18 protein-coding genes are annotated in these 18,262 nt (G+C 57.5%); 11 read left to right on the top strand and 7 right to left on the bottom strand.

Features of this window, described 5'->3' with window-relative positions:
- Positions 1-83 precede the first annotated feature (83 nt).
- A complete protein-coding gene (locus BLV81_RS01360) occupies positions 84-1,214 on the top strand; it encodes an alpha-hydroxy acid oxidase (RefSeq protein ID WP_092351619.1) in 1,131 nt (376 codons plus the stop codon).
- Positions 1,215-1,231: 17 nt separating this feature from the next.
- On the opposite strand, the gene BLV81_RS01355 is transcribed toward BLV81_RS01360, so the two are convergent.
- The 5 genes from BLV81_RS01355 to BLV81_RS01335 all read right to left on the bottom strand — a co-directional run bounded on the left by BLV81_RS01355 (position 1,232) and on the right by BLV81_RS01335 (position 5,584).
- Entirely contained in the window at positions 1,232-1,945 is a 714-nt protein-coding gene (locus BLV81_RS01355) for an ankyrin repeat domain-containing protein (protein WP_255364852.1), read from the bottom strand.
- Complete coding sequence (locus tag BLV81_RS01350; protein WP_092351617.1) at positions 1,938-2,732, bottom strand: TatD family hydrolase; 795 nt, start codon at positions 2,730-2,732, stop codon at positions 1,938-1,940. Before BLV81_RS01350 ends, BLV81_RS01355 begins: the two co-directional genes overlap by 8 nt.
- A gap of 81 nt (positions 2,733-2,813) precedes the next feature.
- A complete protein-coding gene (gene rph / locus BLV81_RS01345; protein WP_092351615.1) occupies positions 2,814-3,548 on the bottom strand; it encodes a ribonuclease PH in 735 nt (244 codons plus the stop codon).
- Between the two features lie 9 nt (positions 3,549-3,557).
- Complete coding sequence (locus BLV81_RS01340; RefSeq protein WP_092351613.1) at positions 3,558-4,472, bottom strand: PP2C family protein-serine/threonine phosphatase; 915 nt, start codon at positions 4,470-4,472, stop codon at positions 3,558-3,560.
- Positions 4,473-4,567: 95 nt separating this feature from the next.
- Positions 4,568-5,584, bottom strand: coding sequence for a serine/threonine protein kinase (locus BLV81_RS01335; protein ID WP_061540532.1), 1,017 nt, complete (start codon positions 5,582-5,584; stop codon positions 4,568-4,570).
- A gap of 95 nt (positions 5,585-5,679) precedes the next feature.
- On the opposite strand from BLV81_RS01335, the gene BLV81_RS01330 reads away from it, so the two are divergent.
- Positions 5,680-6,588, top strand: coding sequence for a YicC/YloC family endoribonuclease (locus BLV81_RS01330; protein WP_255364851.1), 909 nt, complete (start codon positions 5,680-5,682; stop codon positions 6,586-6,588).
- 113 nt (positions 6,589-6,701) lie between these two features.
- On the opposite strand, the gene BLV81_RS01325 is transcribed toward BLV81_RS01330, so the two are convergent.
- Complete coding sequence (locus tag BLV81_RS01325; protein ID WP_092351609.1) at positions 6,702-8,012, bottom strand: homoserine dehydrogenase; 1,311 nt, start codon at positions 8,010-8,012, stop codon at positions 6,702-6,704.
- Between the two features lie 84 nt (positions 8,013-8,096).
- Entirely contained in the window at positions 8,097-9,326 is a 1,230-nt protein-coding gene (locus BLV81_RS01320; protein WP_092351607.1) for a pyridoxal phosphate-dependent aminotransferase, read from the bottom strand.
- A 382-nt stretch (positions 9,327-9,708) separates the two neighbouring features.
- On the opposite strand from BLV81_RS01320, the gene BLV81_RS01315 reads away from it, so the two are divergent.
- From BLV81_RS01315 to BLV81_RS01275, 9 genes are all read left to right on the top strand, one after another.
- Positions 9,709-10,107, top strand: a complete 399-nt coding sequence (locus BLV81_RS01315) for an Mth938-like domain-containing protein (RefSeq protein WP_092351606.1) — start codon at positions 9,709-9,711, stop codon at positions 10,105-10,107.
- Positions 10,100-11,857, top strand: a complete 1,758-nt coding sequence (locus tag BLV81_RS01310; RefSeq protein ID WP_092351604.1) for an ArnT family glycosyltransferase — start codon at positions 10,100-10,102, stop codon at positions 11,855-11,857. Before BLV81_RS01315 ends, BLV81_RS01310 begins: the two co-directional genes overlap by 8 nt.
- A 12-nt stretch (positions 11,858-11,869) precedes the next feature.
- Complete coding sequence (locus tag BLV81_RS01305) at positions 11,870-12,241, top strand: EamA family transporter (protein WP_092351602.1); 372 nt, start codon at positions 11,870-11,872, stop codon at positions 12,239-12,241.
- Between the two features lie 85 nt (positions 12,242-12,326).
- Positions 12,327-13,469, top strand: coding sequence for a DegT/DnrJ/EryC1/StrS family aminotransferase (locus tag BLV81_RS01300; RefSeq protein ID WP_092351600.1), 1,143 nt, complete (start codon positions 12,327-12,329; stop codon positions 13,467-13,469).
- Positions 13,470-13,479: 10 nt separating this feature from the next.
- Positions 13,480-14,436, top strand: a complete 957-nt coding sequence (locus tag BLV81_RS01295; RefSeq protein ID WP_092351598.1) for a glycosyltransferase — start codon at positions 13,480-13,482, stop codon at positions 14,434-14,436.
- Positions 14,433-15,341 carry a formyltransferase gene (locus tag BLV81_RS01290; protein WP_092351596.1) on the top strand — a complete coding sequence of 303 codons (909 nt, stop codon included), beginning with the start codon at positions 14,433-14,435 and terminating at the stop codon, positions 15,339-15,341. Before BLV81_RS01295 ends, BLV81_RS01290 begins: the two co-directional genes overlap by 4 nt.
- Before the next feature lie 97 nt (positions 15,342-15,438).
- Complete coding sequence (locus tag BLV81_RS01285; RefSeq protein ID WP_092351594.1) at positions 15,439-16,494, top strand: bifunctional UDP-4-keto-pentose/UDP-xylose synthase; 1,056 nt, start codon at positions 15,439-15,441, stop codon at positions 16,492-16,494.
- A gap of 105 nt (positions 16,495-16,599) precedes the next feature.
- Positions 16,600-17,553: a polysaccharide deacetylase family protein gene (locus BLV81_RS01280; RefSeq protein ID WP_092351592.1), complete on the top strand. Its 954-nt coding sequence runs from the start codon at positions 16,600-16,602 to the stop codon at positions 17,551-17,553.
- Between the two features lie 71 nt (positions 17,554-17,624).
- Positions 17,625-18,095 (top strand): peroxiredoxin, encoded by a 471-nt coding sequence (locus BLV81_RS01275; RefSeq protein WP_092351774.1) that lies wholly within the window; start codon positions 17,625-17,627, stop codon positions 18,093-18,095.
- The last annotated feature ends 167 nt before the right edge of the window (positions 18,096-18,262 follow it).

Here is an 18,262-nt window from a genome sequence, read left to right as displayed (position 1 = left end):
TCATGCCAGACATCAATTGTTTTCTGCTATGGCGGCATTCTTTTCATCTAATATAGCGCCATACAAGTCACCAAGAGAACCCTATGCCTGTGATTACCTGCGTTGAAGACCTGCGTCTGCTGGCCAAGAAACGCGTACCTAAAGCATTTTACGATTATGCCGACAGCGGCTCGTATACCGAATCAACCTACCGCGCCAACAGCAGCGACCTCGCCGCGCTGCATTTGCGCCAGCGGGTTGCCATCAATGTCGATCAACGCTCCACCCGCAGCACCATGATCGGCCAAGACGTGACGATGCCGGTGGCAATCGCGCCTACCGGCCTGACCGGCATGCAATGGGCCAACGGCGAAATGCTGGGCGCCATCGCCGCCGAAAAATTCGGCATCCCGTTCACGCTGTCGACCATGAGTATCTGCTCTATCGAAGATGTCGCCAGCGTCACCAACAAGCCGTTCTGGTTTCAACTGTACGTGATGCGCGACCGCGGTTTCATCAAATCGCTGATCGAGCGCGCCAAGGCCGCCAAATGCTCGGCGCTGGTGCTGACGCTGGATCTGCAAATCCTCGGCCAGCGCCACAAAGACCTGAAAAACGGCATGTCGGTGCCGCCGAAAATGACCCTGGCCAACCTGCTCGACCTCGCCGGCAAACCCGGCTGGGCTCTGCGCGCGCTGGGCGGCCGCAAATCGTTTGGCAACCTGGCCGGCCACGTCTCCGGCGCCGATGGCATCGTGACCCTGAGCAAATGGACTGCCAGCCAGTTCGACCCGACCCTGAACTGGGACGACATCGCCTGGATCAAGGAACAATGGGGCGGCAAGCTGATCCTGAAAGGGATTATGGACGTCGAAGACGCCAAGATCGCCGCCACTACCGGCGCCGACGCCATCGTCGTCAGCAATCACGGCGGCCGGCAACTGGATGGCGCGGTGTCGTCGATCTCGGCGCTGCCGGCGATTGTCGATGCGGTGGGCGATCAGATTGAAGTCTGGTTCGACGGCGGCATCCGCAGCGGCCAGGATGTGCTGAAAGCGGTCGCCCTGGGCGCCAAGGGCACCATGATCGGTCGCGCCTTCCTCTACAGCCTGGGTGCGATGGGGGAAGCCGGCGTCACCAAGATGCTGCAGATCCTGCAGCAGGAACTCGATGTCAGCATGGCGCTGACCGGTACTAAAGATATCAAGGATGTGGGTCCGCACATCCTCACTTGAGCCACTACATAGACTGACTACAGCTTGCCGGCTTGCTTGAGGCGATGCGTCAAGCCGTCGGCGATATCGTCGTGCTCGAATTTCCTGGCGAGGTCGATCGCCGTCATGCCGACGTCGTTTTTCAAGGTGACATCGGCGCCGCTATCGAGCAGCAGCTTGACTGTCAGGATTTTGCCGGCGCGCGCAGCCATCATGATCGGCGTCGTGTTGTTGGGTGAACCGGCGTCGATGTAAGCCGAGGCATCCAGCAGCATCTGCACGATTTCATCATTGCCGATCGCGGCGGCATAGTGCAGCGCCGTCCAGCCGGTGTTGTTGGGCTCGGCTTCCTTGTCCAGCAAAGCCTTGACCGCCGCCGCGTCGCCCTTGTAAGAAGCAATCATCAAAGCGGTGTCGCCGTTGCGCGCGCGCAGGTTGAGATCGATACCGCGCGCGTTGAGCAGGACGGCGAACACTTTCTTCGACTCTTCATGCACGGCCAGCATCAAGCCGGTTTCGCCGCGCTGCTTTTGCGCGATCAGATTCGGATCGACGCCAGCTGCCAGCAAGGCCTTCATGCCGCGCGCGTCATCCAGCTGGACGGCCTTGGCAAAGGCGTCGGCATTTTTGCTCTCGCCACTGGCAAAACTCACGGACGGCAAACAAGCCAGCGCCAGCAACAGCAAAAAAAATGCTGAAAACTGCGCATGCCCGTACATGCGATTGACCGTGCGATTAAATAAGTTAGGCATGCGCCTGATCCTTTGCCAGTTTGAACAAGTTGAAGAAATTATCGGTGGTTTGCTGCGCCACCTGCGTCGCCGGCACACCCTTCAGCTTAGCCAGGAATTCGCCGACATGCATGACCCAGCCCGGTTCGTTCATTTTGCCGCGATGCGGCACCGGCGCCAGATACGGAGAGTCGGTTTCAATCAAGGTGCTGCTCAAAGGCACCGCCAAAGCGACGGCCTGCAGCTCCTTGGCGCTCTTGAAGGTGACGATGCCGGAAAACGAAATATAGAAACCCATCGCCATCGCCGCCTCGGCCACCTCCAGCGATTCGGTAAAACAGTGCATCACGCCGCCGGCGCCACCGGCATCGGTGCCGGCGCCCTCTTCCCGCATGATGCGGATGGTGTCTGCCGAGGCAGCACGGGTATGAATGATCAAAGGCTTGCCGGTCGCGCGCGAAGCCCGGATGTGGCGGCGGAAACGCTCGCGCTGCCATTCCAGGTCGCCTTGCAAACGGTAGTAATCAAGGCCGGTTTCACCGATGGCGATGATTTTCGGATGATCGGAAAGACGAATCAAATCATCGACGCTAGGCTCCGGCGTATCTTCATAGTCGGGATGCACCCCGACCGAGGCATAGATATGCGGATAGGTCTTGGCCAGCTCCAGCACTTGCGGGAAATCAGGCAGGTCGACCGATACGCACAATGCATGGGTAACCTGGTTTTGCGCCATCTTGGCGAGCACTTCCGGCATCCTGGCGGACAGCTCCGGAAAATTGATATGGCAGTGGGAATCGATATACATGGACAGGATTATATCGCTTACGCACGCGCCATCGAAGACGTGAGCGCAGCGTGGGCACAAAAACCTGCCCACCTGCCATTTTTACTCCGCCAGGCCCAAGGCTTGTTTTTGCAGCTGGATCAACTCGCCGATCCCGCCTTGCGCCAGATCCAGCAAGCTGTTCAAGGTAGGACGGTCGAAAGCGACGCCTTCTGCCGTGCCTTGCACTTCGATGAAATGGCCGGCGTCGCTCATCACTACGTTCATATCGGTATCGCAACCGGAATCCTCGACATAATCCAGGTCCAGCACCGGCGTGCCTTGATAGACGCCGACCGAAATCGCGGCGACAAAGTGTTTCAAAGGAATTGCTGCGATCGCCTTGCTTTCCAACAACCGGGAAAATGCATCGTAAGCCGCCACCATGGCGCCGGTAATCGACGCCGTGCGGGTGCCGCCGTCAGCCTGGATCACGTCGCAATCCAGATGCAGGGTACGTTCGCCGAAAGCCTGCAGATCGAATGCCGCCCGTAACGAACGTCCGATCAGGCGCTGGATTTCCTGGGTGCGGCCGGATTGCTTGCCGCGTGCTGCTTCGCGGTCCATGCGGGTATTGGTGGAACGCGGCAACATGCCGTACTCAGCCGTCAGCCAGCCCTGCCCTTTACCCTTCAGGAAGCCCGGAACTTTTTCTTCCAGGCTGGCGGTACAGATAACCTTGGTGTCGCCGAATTCGACCAGTACCGAACCTTCGGCGTGCTTGGTGTAATTGCGGGTCAGACGGACGGTGCGCAAAGCATCGGCGGCGCGTCCGCTAGGACGGGTAATAGGCAACATGTAAATTCCTTAAATATTTTTCTCAATGGCGCCGCGGATTTCCGCAATCGCCTGTTCGATGTCGGCATCGCTAAAGCCGCCCGGATCATCGGTCGCCCCAAGTCGCGGCGCCTGGATGGTGGTAGTCAGGCTGCCGATCGGCAGCGTATGGGTGACGATCGAACTGGAGGGATCGTCGATGTTCGGGTCGCTGCCCCAGGCCATTGCCAAAGCGGTAACATTATCGCTGGTTTTACCTGCAATCCCAAGCGCATTATTCACCAGCTCCGGCACCGCCCGCACGATGGTGCTGGTTTGCAGGCGTTGCGCCAATACGTGATCGGGCAACATCGACCATAGGCCATCGGAGCACAAGAGCACGACATCGCCCGCCTGCAGGCTGACGCGGCGCGACAGTTCTACGATCGGCATATTGGTCGCGCCGAGGCAGTTGAACAGCTTGTTGCGGTCTGGATGGGTGGCGCGCTCGGACGGATCGGCCTTGCCTTGCGCAATCAGGCTCTCGATGCGCGAGTGATCGCGGGTGCGCGCCAGGATTTGGCCGTTACGCATCCAGTACAGGCGCGAATCGCCGCAGTGCGCCCAGAATGCGCTGTTGTGCTGGATCAGGCAGGCCACCACCGTGGTGCGCGGGGTTTCCGAGAGTTTGTGCACTTCCCGGTAACGATGGATTTCCATGTGCGCAGCGTAGAACGCGTCTTCCAGAAACCGCTCCGGCTTCTTGATATAAGGCTGGGCATTCTTCTGGAACAAGGAGCCGATGGTCTGCATCGCAATGTTGGCGGCGATCTCGCCGTGCAGGTGGCCGCCCATGCCGTCGGTCAGCAACAGCAACAAGGCGTCGCGCGTGAAGCTGTAGCCCATCCGGTCTTGATTGACCTTGCGGCCGCCGATATGGCTTTCTTGATAAACAGAAAATCGCATGACTATGTACAATTCTTGCTAAAAATGCAGCTAAAAACCTGGAAACAATGACGCGGCGCGCTGTTGCACGCATTACCGCACGCGTTACTGCATACTTATTGTGTGTTTTCCTGGATGGTCGTATCCGGATTGCTCTCGACTTTCCGGCGGAACTGGATATGCGTGAAAAAGACGTTGCGTATCTTGCGCGTCACCATATCGCGCACGCTCACCTCTTCTTCCTGCACCGGCTCCATCAAGGCGCGCTGCACCGCAAACACGCTTTGCGGCCGTTGCAGCGGATCGATCATCAGGCACCAGCGCACCACCTGGATCAACTCCGGCGAATACAGGCCTTCCAGCTTGCGGAAATGCCCCTCCATCTTGTCGTTGACCTTGCGCTGATCCACCGGCTGCGGCGGCGCACCGACCATGCAGGCAAAAATCGAGGCGCCGATACTATAGATGTCGGTCCACGGCCCCAGGTTGCCGTTGCGCTCATATAGTTCGGCCGGGGCGAAACCCGGCGTATACATCGGGTACAGCTTAGGCGAATCGGAGCGCAGGGTCTGGCGGGCGGCGCCGAAGTCCAGCAAGATCGGCGTGCCGTCGGCGCGCAAATAGATATTTGCCGGTTTCAAGTCCAGATGCAGCAGCTTATGCGTATGTACCTCGCGCAGGCCGTTCATCACGTGACGGAACATCTTGCGGATGAATTTTTCCGATACCAGCGGCTTTTCCCCTTTGTCGCGGCGGCGCAGGATATGTTCCTGCAGCGAGCGCCCAGACTCGTAGGCCATCACCATGTATACCGTTTCATTGGCGCGGAAGAAATTGATAACGCTCACCACGTTCGGATGAGCGATGCGCGCCAGAGCGCGGCCTTCCTCGAAAAAGCATTTAAGGCCGATCCTGAAAGTCGGCAGGTTTTCCGGCGAAATTGCCGGCGCCAGTTCACCCCACTGTCGTAGCGCCAGCGAACTTGGCAGATATTCCTTGATGGCGACTGCGTTGCCATCCTCGTCGTATGCCAGATAGACAATACTGAACCCGCCAGAAGCAATCTTCTTTACAATGCGGTATCCAGCAATTTTTAGCCCGTCAGGCAATGGTGCATTGTTTTGCGCGGCCATGCGATCCTACCCTAGTAATTGGTGTAAGGATTGTCTTGATAAATCGCTGACTTGTAAAGAAAAACCCTTGCAAACCAGAAACAAAGGACAGCATTTTGACTATCTGTAGCATGACAGGTTACGCCGTCAACAATCGCGAGACGGCCGCAGGCACGATTACCATCGAGATCAAGAGCGTCAATTCGCGCTTTCTCGACCTGCAATTCCGCATCAACGACGACCTGCGCTCGCTCGAACCGGCACTGCGCGAGGCCATCATCGGCCGCATTGCACGCGGTAAAGTCGAATGCCGGCTGAGTTTCGGGCGCAAGACTGCGTCCGGCGCATCGCAAGCCCTGAACACGACGCTGCTGGCTTCCCTTGCCGATTTGCAAAATGCGGTACGCCAGCAATTCATCGAAGCGGCGCCGCTCACCGTCAATGAATTGCTGCGCTGGCCAGGCGTCATCGAGGAAGCGGTGATCAGCCAGGACACATTGCAAGCCGATATCCAGGCCACCATGAGCGCAACGCTAGAGGCGTTCGTCGAGTCGCGCGCGCGCGAGGGCGCAGCCCTGCAGGCCACGCTGATCGCTCGTATCGACGCCATGGACGCCATCGTACAGCGCATCACGCCGCTGGTGCCGCAGGTGGTGGCGCAATTCCAGCAAAAAGCCATAGAGCGCATGCAGGAGGCGCTGGGCCTGGCGCAACAGGATGCCAACAATTCAAGCCTGTCGCGCGAAGAAGCGCTGGACCGGATCCGCCAGGAAGTCACCCTGTACGGCATCCGCATCGACATTGCCGAAGAATTATCGCGACTGGCGGCCCACCTGGGCGAAACCCGCCATATCCTGAAAAAAGGCGGCCAGGTTGGCAAGCGCCTGGATTTCATGATGCAGGAATTGAATCGTGAAGCGAACACGGTTGGCTCGAAAGCTGCAATCAAGGAGCTGGCGGATGCGTCGATGGAATTGAAGTTGCTGATCGACCAGATGCGCGAACAGGTGCAAAACCTCGAATAGCAAGCCGTCGTAGCGCCGTAAACTGAAAAGCCGCTGCAGGTATGGCATCTGCAGCGGCTTTTTGCGTGATACGGGCAATTTCTCCCGGCCCTTGCTACGCGACGATAAAGTTCTTAACCCAACTCTTCCAAGCGGATCTTGGTCACCGTGCCAACCACGGTCGCCAAGGCTTCGATCTTCGCAATCGCCGCTTCGACATTTTTTTCCTGCGTCTGATGCGTCAGCATGATGATATCGGTACGCGTCTCGCCTGCCGCAGGTTCCTTTTGCAGCATGGCATCGATCGAAATCGACGAGTCGGCCAGAATCCGCGTGACATCGGCCAGCACCCCTGGCTGATCGGCGACGTGCATGCGCAGATAATAACTGGTGGTGATTTCCGCCATCGGCAGGATCGGCGTATCCGCCATGGCGTTCGGCTGGAACGCCAGATGCGGTACGCGATGTTCAGGATCGGCGGTCGCCAGGCGAGTGATGTCGACCAGGTCGGCAATCACCGCCGAAGCGGTAGGTTCGGAACCCGCGCCTTTGCCGTAATACAGCGTATCGCCCACAGCGTCGCCGCGCACCAGCACCGCATTCATGGCGCCTTCGACATTGGCGATCAGGCGTGCGCTCGGGATCAGCGTCGGATGCACGCGCAACTCGATGCCGCCCGCAGTGCGCTTGGTGATGCCGAGCAGCTTGATGCGATAGCCGAGTTGTTCGGCGTAGCGGATATCGGTCGCCTGCAGCTTGGTAATGCCTTCCACATGCGCTTTGTTGAACTGCACCGGGATGCCGAAGGCAATCGACGCCATGATGGTCAGCTTGTGGGCAGCGTCCACACCTTCGATATCGAAAGTCGGATCAGCTTCGGCATATCCCAGGCGTTGCGCTTCCTTCAGCACGACATCAAAGTCGAGTCCCTTGTCGCGCATTTCGGACAGGATGAAATTGGTAGTGCCGTTGATGATGCCGGCAATCCACTGGATGCTGTTGGCAGTCAAGCCTTCGCGCAGTGCTTTAATGATAGGAATGCCGCCGGCAACCGCGGCTTCAAAGGCAACGATCACGCCCTTCTCTTGCGCCGCCTTGAAAATCTCGTTGCCATGCGTCGCAATCAGCGCCTTGTTGGCGGTGACCACATGCTTGCCGTTCGCAATCGCCTGCAGCACCAGATCCTTGGCGATGCCGTAGCCGCCGATCAATTCGATGACGATGTCGATATCGGGATTGTCGACCACCAGTCTGGCGTCGTTCACCACGGCGACTTCGCCGTTGGTCAGCTGCTTGGCGCGCTCGACGTCGAGATCGGCCACCATCGTAATCTCAATAGCTCTCCCTGCGCGCGCTGCAATTTCTTGCTGATTACGCTTCAATACGTTGAACGTGCCGGAACCGACCGTACCTATGCCAAGCAAACCTACCTTGATGGATTTCATGATCTCTGCTGTCTGTGAAAAAAACTGATGATACCGGGCTGGCAGCTACGCCAGTCCGACGTATTAAAAACTCTAAACCCTATCTCAGGCCGTGCCGTGGTGCCGGCGATAACCTTCGAGGAAATTCGCAATGCGCCCCATCGACTCCTCCAGGTCGTCGGTGTTGGGCAGGAACACCACGCGGAAATGGTCCGGCGTCGGGCAGTTGAAGCCGGTGCCTTGCACAATCAGCACGCGCTGCTCGGCCAGCAATTCGTAGGCGAAATCCTGGTCGTCTGCAATCGGATATATCTTCGGGTCCAGGCGCGGAAACATGTACAGCGCAGCCTTCGGCTTGACGCAGGTAACGCCAGGGATATCGGTCAGCAACTTGTAGGCCATGTCGCGCTGGCGCGTCAGACGGCCGTGCGGCCCGACCAGGTCATTGATGCTCTGGTAGCCGCCCAGCGCCGTCTGGATCGCGTACTGGCCAGGCACATTGGCGCACAGGCGCATGGACGCCAGCATATTCAAGCCTTCAATATAACTCTTGGCATGTTTTTTCTCGCCCGACACCACCATCCAGCCGGCGCGATAGCCGCAGGAACGATAGTTTTTCGACAAGCCGTTGAAGGTAATGAACAGCACGTCGTCGGCCAGCGAGGCCAGCGAGGTATGGGTCGCGCCGTCATACAGCACTTTGTCGTAGATTTCGTCGGCAAAAATGATCAGTTGATGCTGGCGCGCCAGATCGACGATCTGTTGCAGCAGCTCCACCGGATACAAGGCGCCGGTAGGATTATTCGGATTGATGACGACAATTGCGCGGGTATTCGAATTGATTTTCTTTTTGATATCTTCGATATCAGGAAACCAGCCGGCTTGCTCGTCGCAAACATAATGACGCGGGGTGCCGCCGGACAGGCTGACCGCTGCGGTCCAAAGCGGATAGTCCGGCGCAGGCACCAGCACTTCATCGCCAGTGTTGAGCAAGGCATTCACGCTCATCACGATCAGCTCCGAAGCGCCGTTGCCCAGGTAGATATCGTCAATCGTGACGCCCTGGATCTGCTTTTGCTGGCAATAATGCATCACCGACTTGCGCGGCGCGAACATGCCTTTGGAATCGGTATAGCCGGAAGCGTTGCCCATGTTGAGAATCATGTCCTGCACGATTTCATCGGGCGGCTCGAAACCGAACACGGCCAGGTTGCCGATGTTCAGCTTGATGATCTTATGACCCTCTTCTTCCATTTGCCGCGCCTTTTCCAACACCGGGCCGCGAATGTCATAACAAACGTCATCTAGTTTTTTCGATTTTTGAATCGGTCGCACAGCACAATTCCTTGTATTTTACACAACATTATCGAGCTTTAAAAAGCTGTCTGGAAAATTGAGGTATCGTCACACTTGATTACGTGCGCCGCAGCAAATGCCAGCAACAGCCCCTCGTAAGGGCCGTCCAAGCTATTTCACGACTTTTCAGACAGCTTTCTGGCAGTGCACAAATCACTGCCCGAACCACCCATTCTGCCGAAAGCGTGGGGTTTTATCAATCAATAACGCAAGTTCCGCGACGGAAAACGCTACAATGCAGCACTTTATTTTCCATTTTCCGGAAATTTGCACATCGTCTGCGGTCTATCCTGCGGTTTTGCTGGTTTTTTGTTGGCGAATGCCGAGCAGGATTCACCCCTCAACGTGTAAAGATAATGCCATGAAGCTACATACCACCTCGACCCAACAGTATCAGACAGTCACGGCCTACGACGACAAGGGCGTGGAAATCAACGCCGTCCGCTACGAGTACAGCCTGCTGGTGCTGCCGGAAGCGGCGCCGGTGGCCTGGCCGGTCAGCAATTTCGACGCCCTCCATGCCGAACATTTTACGCATATAGACAGCACCCGGCCCGATGTCGTGATCCTGGGCACCGGCGCGCGGCAACGGTTCGCGCACCCGAAACTGACTGCGGTGCTGACCTCGCGCCGCATCGGCGTCGAGTGCATGGACAACCAGGCCGCTTGCCGGACTTACAATATTTTGATGGCCGAGGGACGCAAAGTCGCCCTGGCCCTGATTTTCGATACCGACAAGGAAACCGCCCAAGATGCGTGAACTGCACAAATCAAAAACTTTCGTCTGGCTGCTGTTCCTGCTGTTCTGCATCATCTGGTTTTACATGCTTGGCGCCCGTACGCTGGTGCCGACCGATGAAGGCCGCTACGCCGAAATGGCGCGTGAAATGGTCGCCACCGGCGACTGGATCACCTTACGGCTGAACGGACTCAAATACTTTGAAAAGCCCCCGCTGCAAACCTGGATGAATGCGCTCACGTTCGAGCTGTTTGGCCTGGGCGAATGGCAGGCACGTTTGTGGACTGGCTTGTGCGGCTTGCTGGGCGTGGTGCTGGTGGCGTTCACCGGCACCCGCATGTTCTCGCCGCGCATCGGTTTCTATGCGGCGCTGGTGCTGGGCTCCAGCTTCCTGTGGGCTGGGCTCGGCCATATCAACACGCTGGATATGGGATTGTCCGGCATGATGACGATTTCCTTGTGCGCCCTGTTGCTGGCCCAGCGCAGCGAAATAAGCCATGGCGAACAGCGCAACTGGATGCTGCTGTGCTGGGCCGGCATGGCGCTGGCGGTATTGTCGAAAGGCTTGATCGGCCTGCTCTTGCCCGGTGCGGTATTGGTGTTGTACACCCTGTTTTCGCGCGACTGGTCAATCTGGAAGCGCTTGCATCTGGTGTTGGGCCTGATCCTGTTCTTTCTCATCACGACACCGTGGTTCGTTTTGATTTCGCTGAAAAACCCGGAATTTCCGCAATTCTTTTTTATCCATGAACAATTCCAGCGTTTCACCAGCAAGATTCACAACCGCTATGGCCCGCCCTATTATTTTGTCCCTATCCTGATATTGGGCGTGGTGCCGTGGCTTGGCGTCTTGTTCCAAAGCTTGTGGAACGGCGCGCACGAACGTAGCGCGGCATCCGGCTTCCAGCCGAAAAAAATGCTGTTGATCTGGAGCATATTCATTTTCGTCTTCTTCAGCATTTCCGATTCCAAGCTGCCGTCGTATATCCTGCCGATCTTCCCGGCGCTGGCGCTGTTGATTGCCTGCCACCTGGACAACGCAAGCAACAAGTCGGTACAAGCCTCGGCCTGGCTGCTGCTGGCGCCGGCTATCGCCGGCCTGGCCTTGTCCTCAAAAATCCCGACGCTGGCCAAGGACGCTTACTCCCTGCCATTGCTGCAAGCCCACGTGCCTTGGGTTTTCGCCGCATCCGTAGTCGCCTTCATCGGCGCCATCGCGGCATTACTGCTGGTACGCCGTCAACGGGAATGGGCCATCGTCGCCCTCGCTGCCAGCGGTTTCATCGGTGGCCAGCTGTTGATGTACGGTCATGATCCACAAGGACGCTATTCCGCCGGGATCGACCTGGTGCCAGCCATCAATGCCGAAATGACGCCGCAAACCACGTTTTACGTGGTCGGCAAATACGAGCAGGCGCTGCCGTTCTACCTGCGCCGCACCATGACCATGGTGCAGCATATGGATGAACTGGAGTTCGGCATCGGCCAGCAACCGGAATTGTGGATTCCGACTATTGATGCCTTCGTCACCAAATGGACTGCCGATCACGCTGCCGGCAAGAAGGATATCGCCATCATTCGCCCGGAAAACTACCGCGAGCTGGAACAACGCGGCGTACCGATGCGTGTCATCGGCCAGGATCCGCGCCGTGTCGTGGTGACCAACCAGGGGATTCCGGCGGCGGCTCCGGCGGCGGCGGCTCCCGCGGCAGCGGCTGAACCTGCGCCTGCGGCAGCCCCGGCATCTTCTGCACCTGCCACGCCTTACTAACCAGCGACACACATGAATCTGACCACATTTGCCTTTATCTTCGCCGGCGTCTGCCTCAACGCAGCTGCGCAACTCTTGCTGAAAGCCGGCACCAACGCGGTCGGCGTCATCAGCCTGACGCCGCAAAACTGGTTTGCCACCGGCATCAAGCTGGCCACCCAGTTGCCGATCCTCGCCGGCCTGACCTGCTACGTCATCTCGGTGGTGGTCTGGATCATCGGCCTGTCGCGGGTTGACGTCACCATCGCCTATCCCATGCTGTCGCTGGGCTATATCATCAGCGCCGCGGGCGCCTGGTATTTCCTGGGCGAAGCGGTATCGGCGCAACGGCTGATGGCAATCGGCGTCATTATCGTCGGCGTGGTGATGCTGACCCGCAGTTAAACTTGTATTTACATAAGCTGTCGATTAGTTCGCCACTGATTTCGCCGCCATTTCCGCCAAACTTACATCGGATTTCACAACCAATATGAGCCAACAACCCTTCCTGCCGTTTGCCAAACCCACCATCGACGAAGCCACGATCGCAGCGGTCGGCGATGTCTTGCGTTCCGGTTGGATTACCAGCGGCCCCAAGGTGCAGGCGTTCGAAGCGCAACTGTCCGAGTATTTCGGCGGCCGTCCGGTGCGCACCTTCAATTCCGGCACCTGCACCATGGAAATCGCCTTGCGCATCGCTGGCATCGGCGCCGGCGATGAAGTCATCACCACCCCGATTTCCTGGGTTGCCACGGCCAACGTGATTATTGAAACCGGCGCCACGCCGGTGTTCGCCGACATCGACCCGGTCACCCGCAATATCGACCTGGCCCAGGTCGAGGCCGCGATCACGCCGCGCACCAAGGCCATCATTCCGGTCTACCTGTCGGGTCTGCCGGTGGATATGGATCGCCTGTACGCGCTGGCAAAAAAACATGATTTGCGCGTGGTGGAAGACGCCGCGCAAGCGCTGGGATCGACCTGGAACGGCAAACGCATCGGCTCTTTCGGCGATTTTGTCTCGTTCAGCTTCCAGGCCAACAAGAACATCACCTCATCCGAAGGCGGCTGCCTGGTGCTGAACAATGCCGAAGAAGCGCGCCTGGCGGAAAAATACCGCCTGCAAGGCGTTACCCGCAGCGGCTACGATGGTCTCGATGTCGATGTCCTGGGCGGCAAATTCAACATGACCGACGTTGCGGCAGCCATCGGCCTCGGCCAGTTTGCCCATATCGAGGCGATTACAGCCCATCGGCGCGAACTGGCACAGTACTACTTCAGCTGTTTCGGCAGCGATTTTGAAGCAAAGTACGGCGCTCAGCTGCCGGTCGCCGATTTCGACAACAGCAACTGGCACATGTTTCAGCTGGTGCTGCCGGAGCGCAAGGACGGCAAGCCGGCGCGCGCCAGCTTCATGGAGCAGATGCAGGAGCGCGGCATCGGCATCGGCTACCACTATCCGGCGATCCACCTGCTCAGCATGTACCGCGCACGCGGCTTCAAGGAAGGCATGTTCCCGGTCGCGGAAAAGGTCGGCCGTCTGATCGTCTCGCTGCCAATGTTTAATGTGATGACGAAGAACGATGTCGAACGTGCAGTTTCGGCGGTAAAATCCGTGCTTCAACAAAACTGACAAGCGCTTGATGAAACCAGAACTTTCCGTCGTCATCCCGGTATACAACGAGGAATCGGGCCTCGCCAAACTGTTCGAACGCCTCTACCCGGCGCTTGACGCACTTGGCATCAGCTATGAAATCCTGTACGTCAACGACGGCAGCCGCGACAAATCGGCGGCGCTGCTGGCCGAGCAATTCCGCTTGCGCCCGGACGTAACCAGGGTGGTCCTGTTCAACGGCAATTTCGGCCAGCATATGGCGATACTGGCCGGCTTTGAAGCCAGCCGCGGCGAAATTGTCGTGACGCTCGACGCCGACCTGCAAAATCCGCCGGAAGAAATCGGCAACCTGGTCGCCAAGATGCGCGAGGGCTACGATTACGTCGGCTCGATCCGCCGCAAACGCCAGGATTCAGCCTGGCGCACGATTGCCTCCAAGGCCATGAATGTGCTGCGCGAAAAAATCACCGGCATCAAGATGACGGATCAGGGCAACATGCTGCGTGCTTATGGCCGCAACGTGGTCGACCTGATCAACCAATGCAAGGAAGTCAACACCTTCGTGCCGGCGCTGGCTTACACCTTCGCCCGCAAGGACACCGAAATCGTGGTCGAGCACGAAGAGCGCTCGGCCGGCGAATCGAAGTACTCGCTGTATAGCCTGATCCGCCTGAATTTCGATCTGGTGACCGGCTTTTCGATTGTGCCCTTGCAGCTGTTTTCGCTGATCGGGATCATCCTCTCGTTCGCTTCCGCGGCGCTGTTTGCGGTTCTGGTGATGCGTCGCTTCCTGTTCGGCGCCGAGGTGCAAGGCGTGTTTACGCTGTTCGCGTTTGCCTTCTTCCTGATGGGCATGATCCTGTTCGGCATCGGCCTGGTCGGCGAATACGTCGGCCGTATTTATCAGCAAGTGCGGGCACGGCCGCGTTTTGTGGTGCAAGCCATGCTGGAGCAATCCTCGGCCGAGGATAAAGAGACATCATGAGAGCAGTCGTTTTCGCCTATCACAATGTCGGTGTGCGCTGCCTGAAAGTCTTGCTGGCGCGCGGCGTCGACATCGCGCTGGTCGTCACCCACGAGGACAATCCGCAGGAAACCATCTGGTTCGAATCGGTCTCTGAATTGTGCAAGCAACACGGGATTCCAGCGATCGCCCCGAGCGATCCTGCCGCGCCTGAATTGCTGGCCCGGGTTGCTGCCTTGCAACCGGATTTCATCTTCAGTTTCTATTACCGCCATATGCTGCCGGTCGCCTTGCTGGCGCTGGCCAAACACGGTGCTTACAATATGCATGGCTCGCTGCTGCCGAAATATCGCGGCCGGGTGCCCATCAATTGGGCGGTCTTGCATGGCGCAACCGAAACCGGCGCCACGCTGCATGAAATGGCCGCCAAGCCCGACGCCGGCGCAATTGTCGCGCAAACCTCGGTGCCGATTCTTCCCGACGACACCGCCTACGAAGTATTCGGCAAGGTCGTGGTTGCCGCCGAACAGACACTGTGGAACGTGCTGCCTGCCATGTTGGCAGGGAACATCCCCACATTGCCGAACGACCTGTCGCAAGGCAGTTATTTCGGCGGCCGCAAACCGGAAGACGGCAAAATCGACTGGAACCAGCCTGCGCATGAAGTCTACAACCTGTATCGCGCGGTTGCGCCGCCCTACCCCGGCGCATGGACTATTGTCAAAGAGCGCACTTTTATTATCGGAAAGGCACAATTACCAGCCAACTTGACCGAAAATCTGCCTGCAAATTTGCCGCGCGGCTTGGCGGTAGTGGATAATCGCATTGTTGGCGTTTGCGGCGATGGCCGCGCGCTGTTGATTAACGAATTGCTGGCGGATGGTCGGACCGTTACGCCAGAAGCATTACAAAACATCCTGTTATAAAACCGGCTGCATGATTCTGCGGGCAAGCTGCCCGCCAAGAACTGCGGCGTTTGAAATTCCGCCTCGCGGAATTCCAATCCAACAACAATAGATCACTATGAAAAAAGTCCTCATCCTCGGCGTCAACGGTTTCATCGGCCACCACCTGTCCAAGCGTATCCTGGAAACCACCGACTGGCACGTCTACGGCATGGACATGATGACCGACCGCATCCGCGATCTGCTGGACAACGATGCCTATAAGTCGCGCATGCATTTCTTCGAGGGTGACATCACCATCAACAAGGAATGGGTTGAGTACCATGTCAAGAAATGCGATGTGATCCTGCCGCTGGTGGCGATCGCCACGCCATCCACTTATGTCAAGCAGCCGCTGCGCGTATTCGAACTGGACTTTGAAGCCAACCTGCCTATCGTGCGTTCGGCTGCCAAGTACGGCAAGCACCTGGTATTCCCGTCGACTTCGGAAGTGTATGGCATGTGCCATGACGAGGAATTCGATCCGGAGCAATCCGAACTGATCTGCGGCCCGATCAACAAGCCGCGCTGGATCTACTCCTGCGCCAAGCAATTGATGGATCGCGTGATCTGGGGCTATGGCATGGAAGAAGGCTTGAATTTCACGCTGTTCCGTCCGTTCAACTGGATCGGCGCCGGCCTCGATTCGATCCATACGCCGAAGGAAGGCAGCTCACGCGTAGTCACGCAGTTCTTCGGCCATATCGTGCGCGGCGAGAATATCTCCCTGGTCGATGGCGGCCAGCAAAAACGTGCGTTCACTTACATCGATGACGGCATCGACGCCCTGATCAAGATCATCGCCAACAAGGATGGCATTGCCAGCGGCAAGATCTACAACATCGGCAATCCGGTCAACAACTACTCGATCCGCGACCTGGCCGACATGATGTTGAAACTGGCTGCCGAATATCCTGAATACGCCGACTCGGCGAAGAAGGTCAAGCTGATCGAGACCACTTCAGCTGCGTATTACGGCAAAGGTTATCAAGACGTGCAAAATCGCGTGCCGAAAATCACCAACACATGCGATGAACTGAACTGGCAGCCGACCACCACCATGGCCGACACCTTGCGCAATATTTTTGATGCGTATCGCGGCCAGGTGGCCGAAGCTCGCGCCTTGATGGATTAAACCTTATCTCCAGTACCTCTTGCGTCGTCCCCGCGCGTGCGGGGATGACAAGGGGTTAAATGACTCGGCGCACGTGTTCCAATCCTTGCTACTAGCCCAAACAACTTGCCCCTCCTCACCTTAAAAATCGACGCCGACACCTATCGCGGCACCCGTGAAGGGGTACCGAACCTGGTGCGCCTGCTGGGCAAATACCAGGCTCGCGCCACTTTTCTGTTTTCGCTAGGGTACGACCATACCGGCTGGGCATTGAAACAAGTGCTACGCCCTGGTTTTTTCCAAAAGGTGTCGCGCACTTCGGTGGTCGAACATTACGGCCTCAAGACCCTGATGTACGGCGTGCTGCTGCCGGCTCCGGATATCGGCAAGACTTGTGCGACTTACATGCAAGCGGTACGCGACGCCGGCTTCGAATGCGGCGTCCACACCTGGGATCACCGTGTGTGGCAAGACCATGTGCGGCAGCGCGGCGCCGACTGGACCAGCGGGCAGATGCAGCGCTCGTTCGATCGCTTCACGCAGATTTTCGGCAAAGCGCCGAAAACCCACGGCGCCGCCGGCTGGCAAATGAATCCCTACGCCTTCGAGCAACTGGAAAAATTCGGCATCGCCTATTCCTCCGATGGCCGCGCCATGCTCAATGATGACGGCGCCCTGGCCGACGCGGCGGCCGGACCGCATCGCTTGCAGGTGAATGGCAAGACGCTGGCATGCATACAATTGCCAACCACCCTGCCGACACTGGATGAATTGTTGGGCAGAAGCGTCAACGGCGTTGAGCTTACGCCGGCAAATATCGCCGCCCATATCCTGGCCTTGACCGCAACGCCGCGCGATCATGTATTTACTCTGCATGCGGAGCTTGAAGGCCAAAAACTCGCCCCCATATTTGAACAATTGCTGCAGGGCTGGCAAGCGCAGGGCTATGATCTGGTTGCGATGGAGGATTATTATCGACACGTCAAAGACCAGGAGTTGCCCGCTGTCCCTCTCACATGGGCGGAGTTGCCGGGACGATCGGGTGAGATGATCATGCAGCCACAGGCAAGCAACAGCTGATCAGTGCAAGGCGAGGCCCAAGACCCTGATTGGCAACCGATTCATCAAAACTTAATGAACAGGACGATACAGTGGCTGACAATCCTTCCATCATCAACATGACGGTGCCCGACTTCTCTGCAGCCATGACCGGCGAACAGGCATTCAAGTTGTCGAACTATCACGGTCAAAAAATAGTGTTGTATTTTTATCCCAAGGACAATACCCCAGGCTGCACCACCGAGGCCATCCAGTTCCGCGACCTGTACGCGGAATTCCAGCGCAACAACACCCTGATATTCGGCGTCAGCCGCGACAGCATTCGCTCTCACGAAGGTTTCAAGGGGAAATTGGGGCTGCCGTTCGACCTGATTGCCGATCCCGACGAAACCCTATGCGCCATGTTCAATGTCATGAAAATGAAAAATATGTACGGCAAGCAGGTGCGCGGCATCGAGCGCAGTACGTTTGTGATTGACGCCGCCGGCACATTGGTGAAAGAATGGCGTGGAGTGAAGGTGCCATCGCATGTTGAGGAAGTATTGGAGTTTGTAAGTCATTGAATTCAAAAAAAATTATTTCTGGAAGCCGTTTGCGGACAAGGCCTGAGGGCCTTCCCAAACGGCTTTTTTGCTTTTTAATTTGTAAATTCCTATCCGAGCCTGTTATCCATTGATGTTTTCTAAATATATTTTTGTTGTTTTTAGTTGTAGTGCAGTAGCTTCACCCG

This window comes from Collimonas sp. OK242 (genome assembly GCF_900107095.1).
In the GTDB taxonomy this organism is placed as follows: Bacteria; Pseudomonadota; Gammaproteobacteria; order Burkholderiales; family Burkholderiaceae_D; genus Collimonas.
Note: the sequence above shows the minus strand (reverse complement) of the source record. Positions and strands in the feature narration are given on the sequence as shown.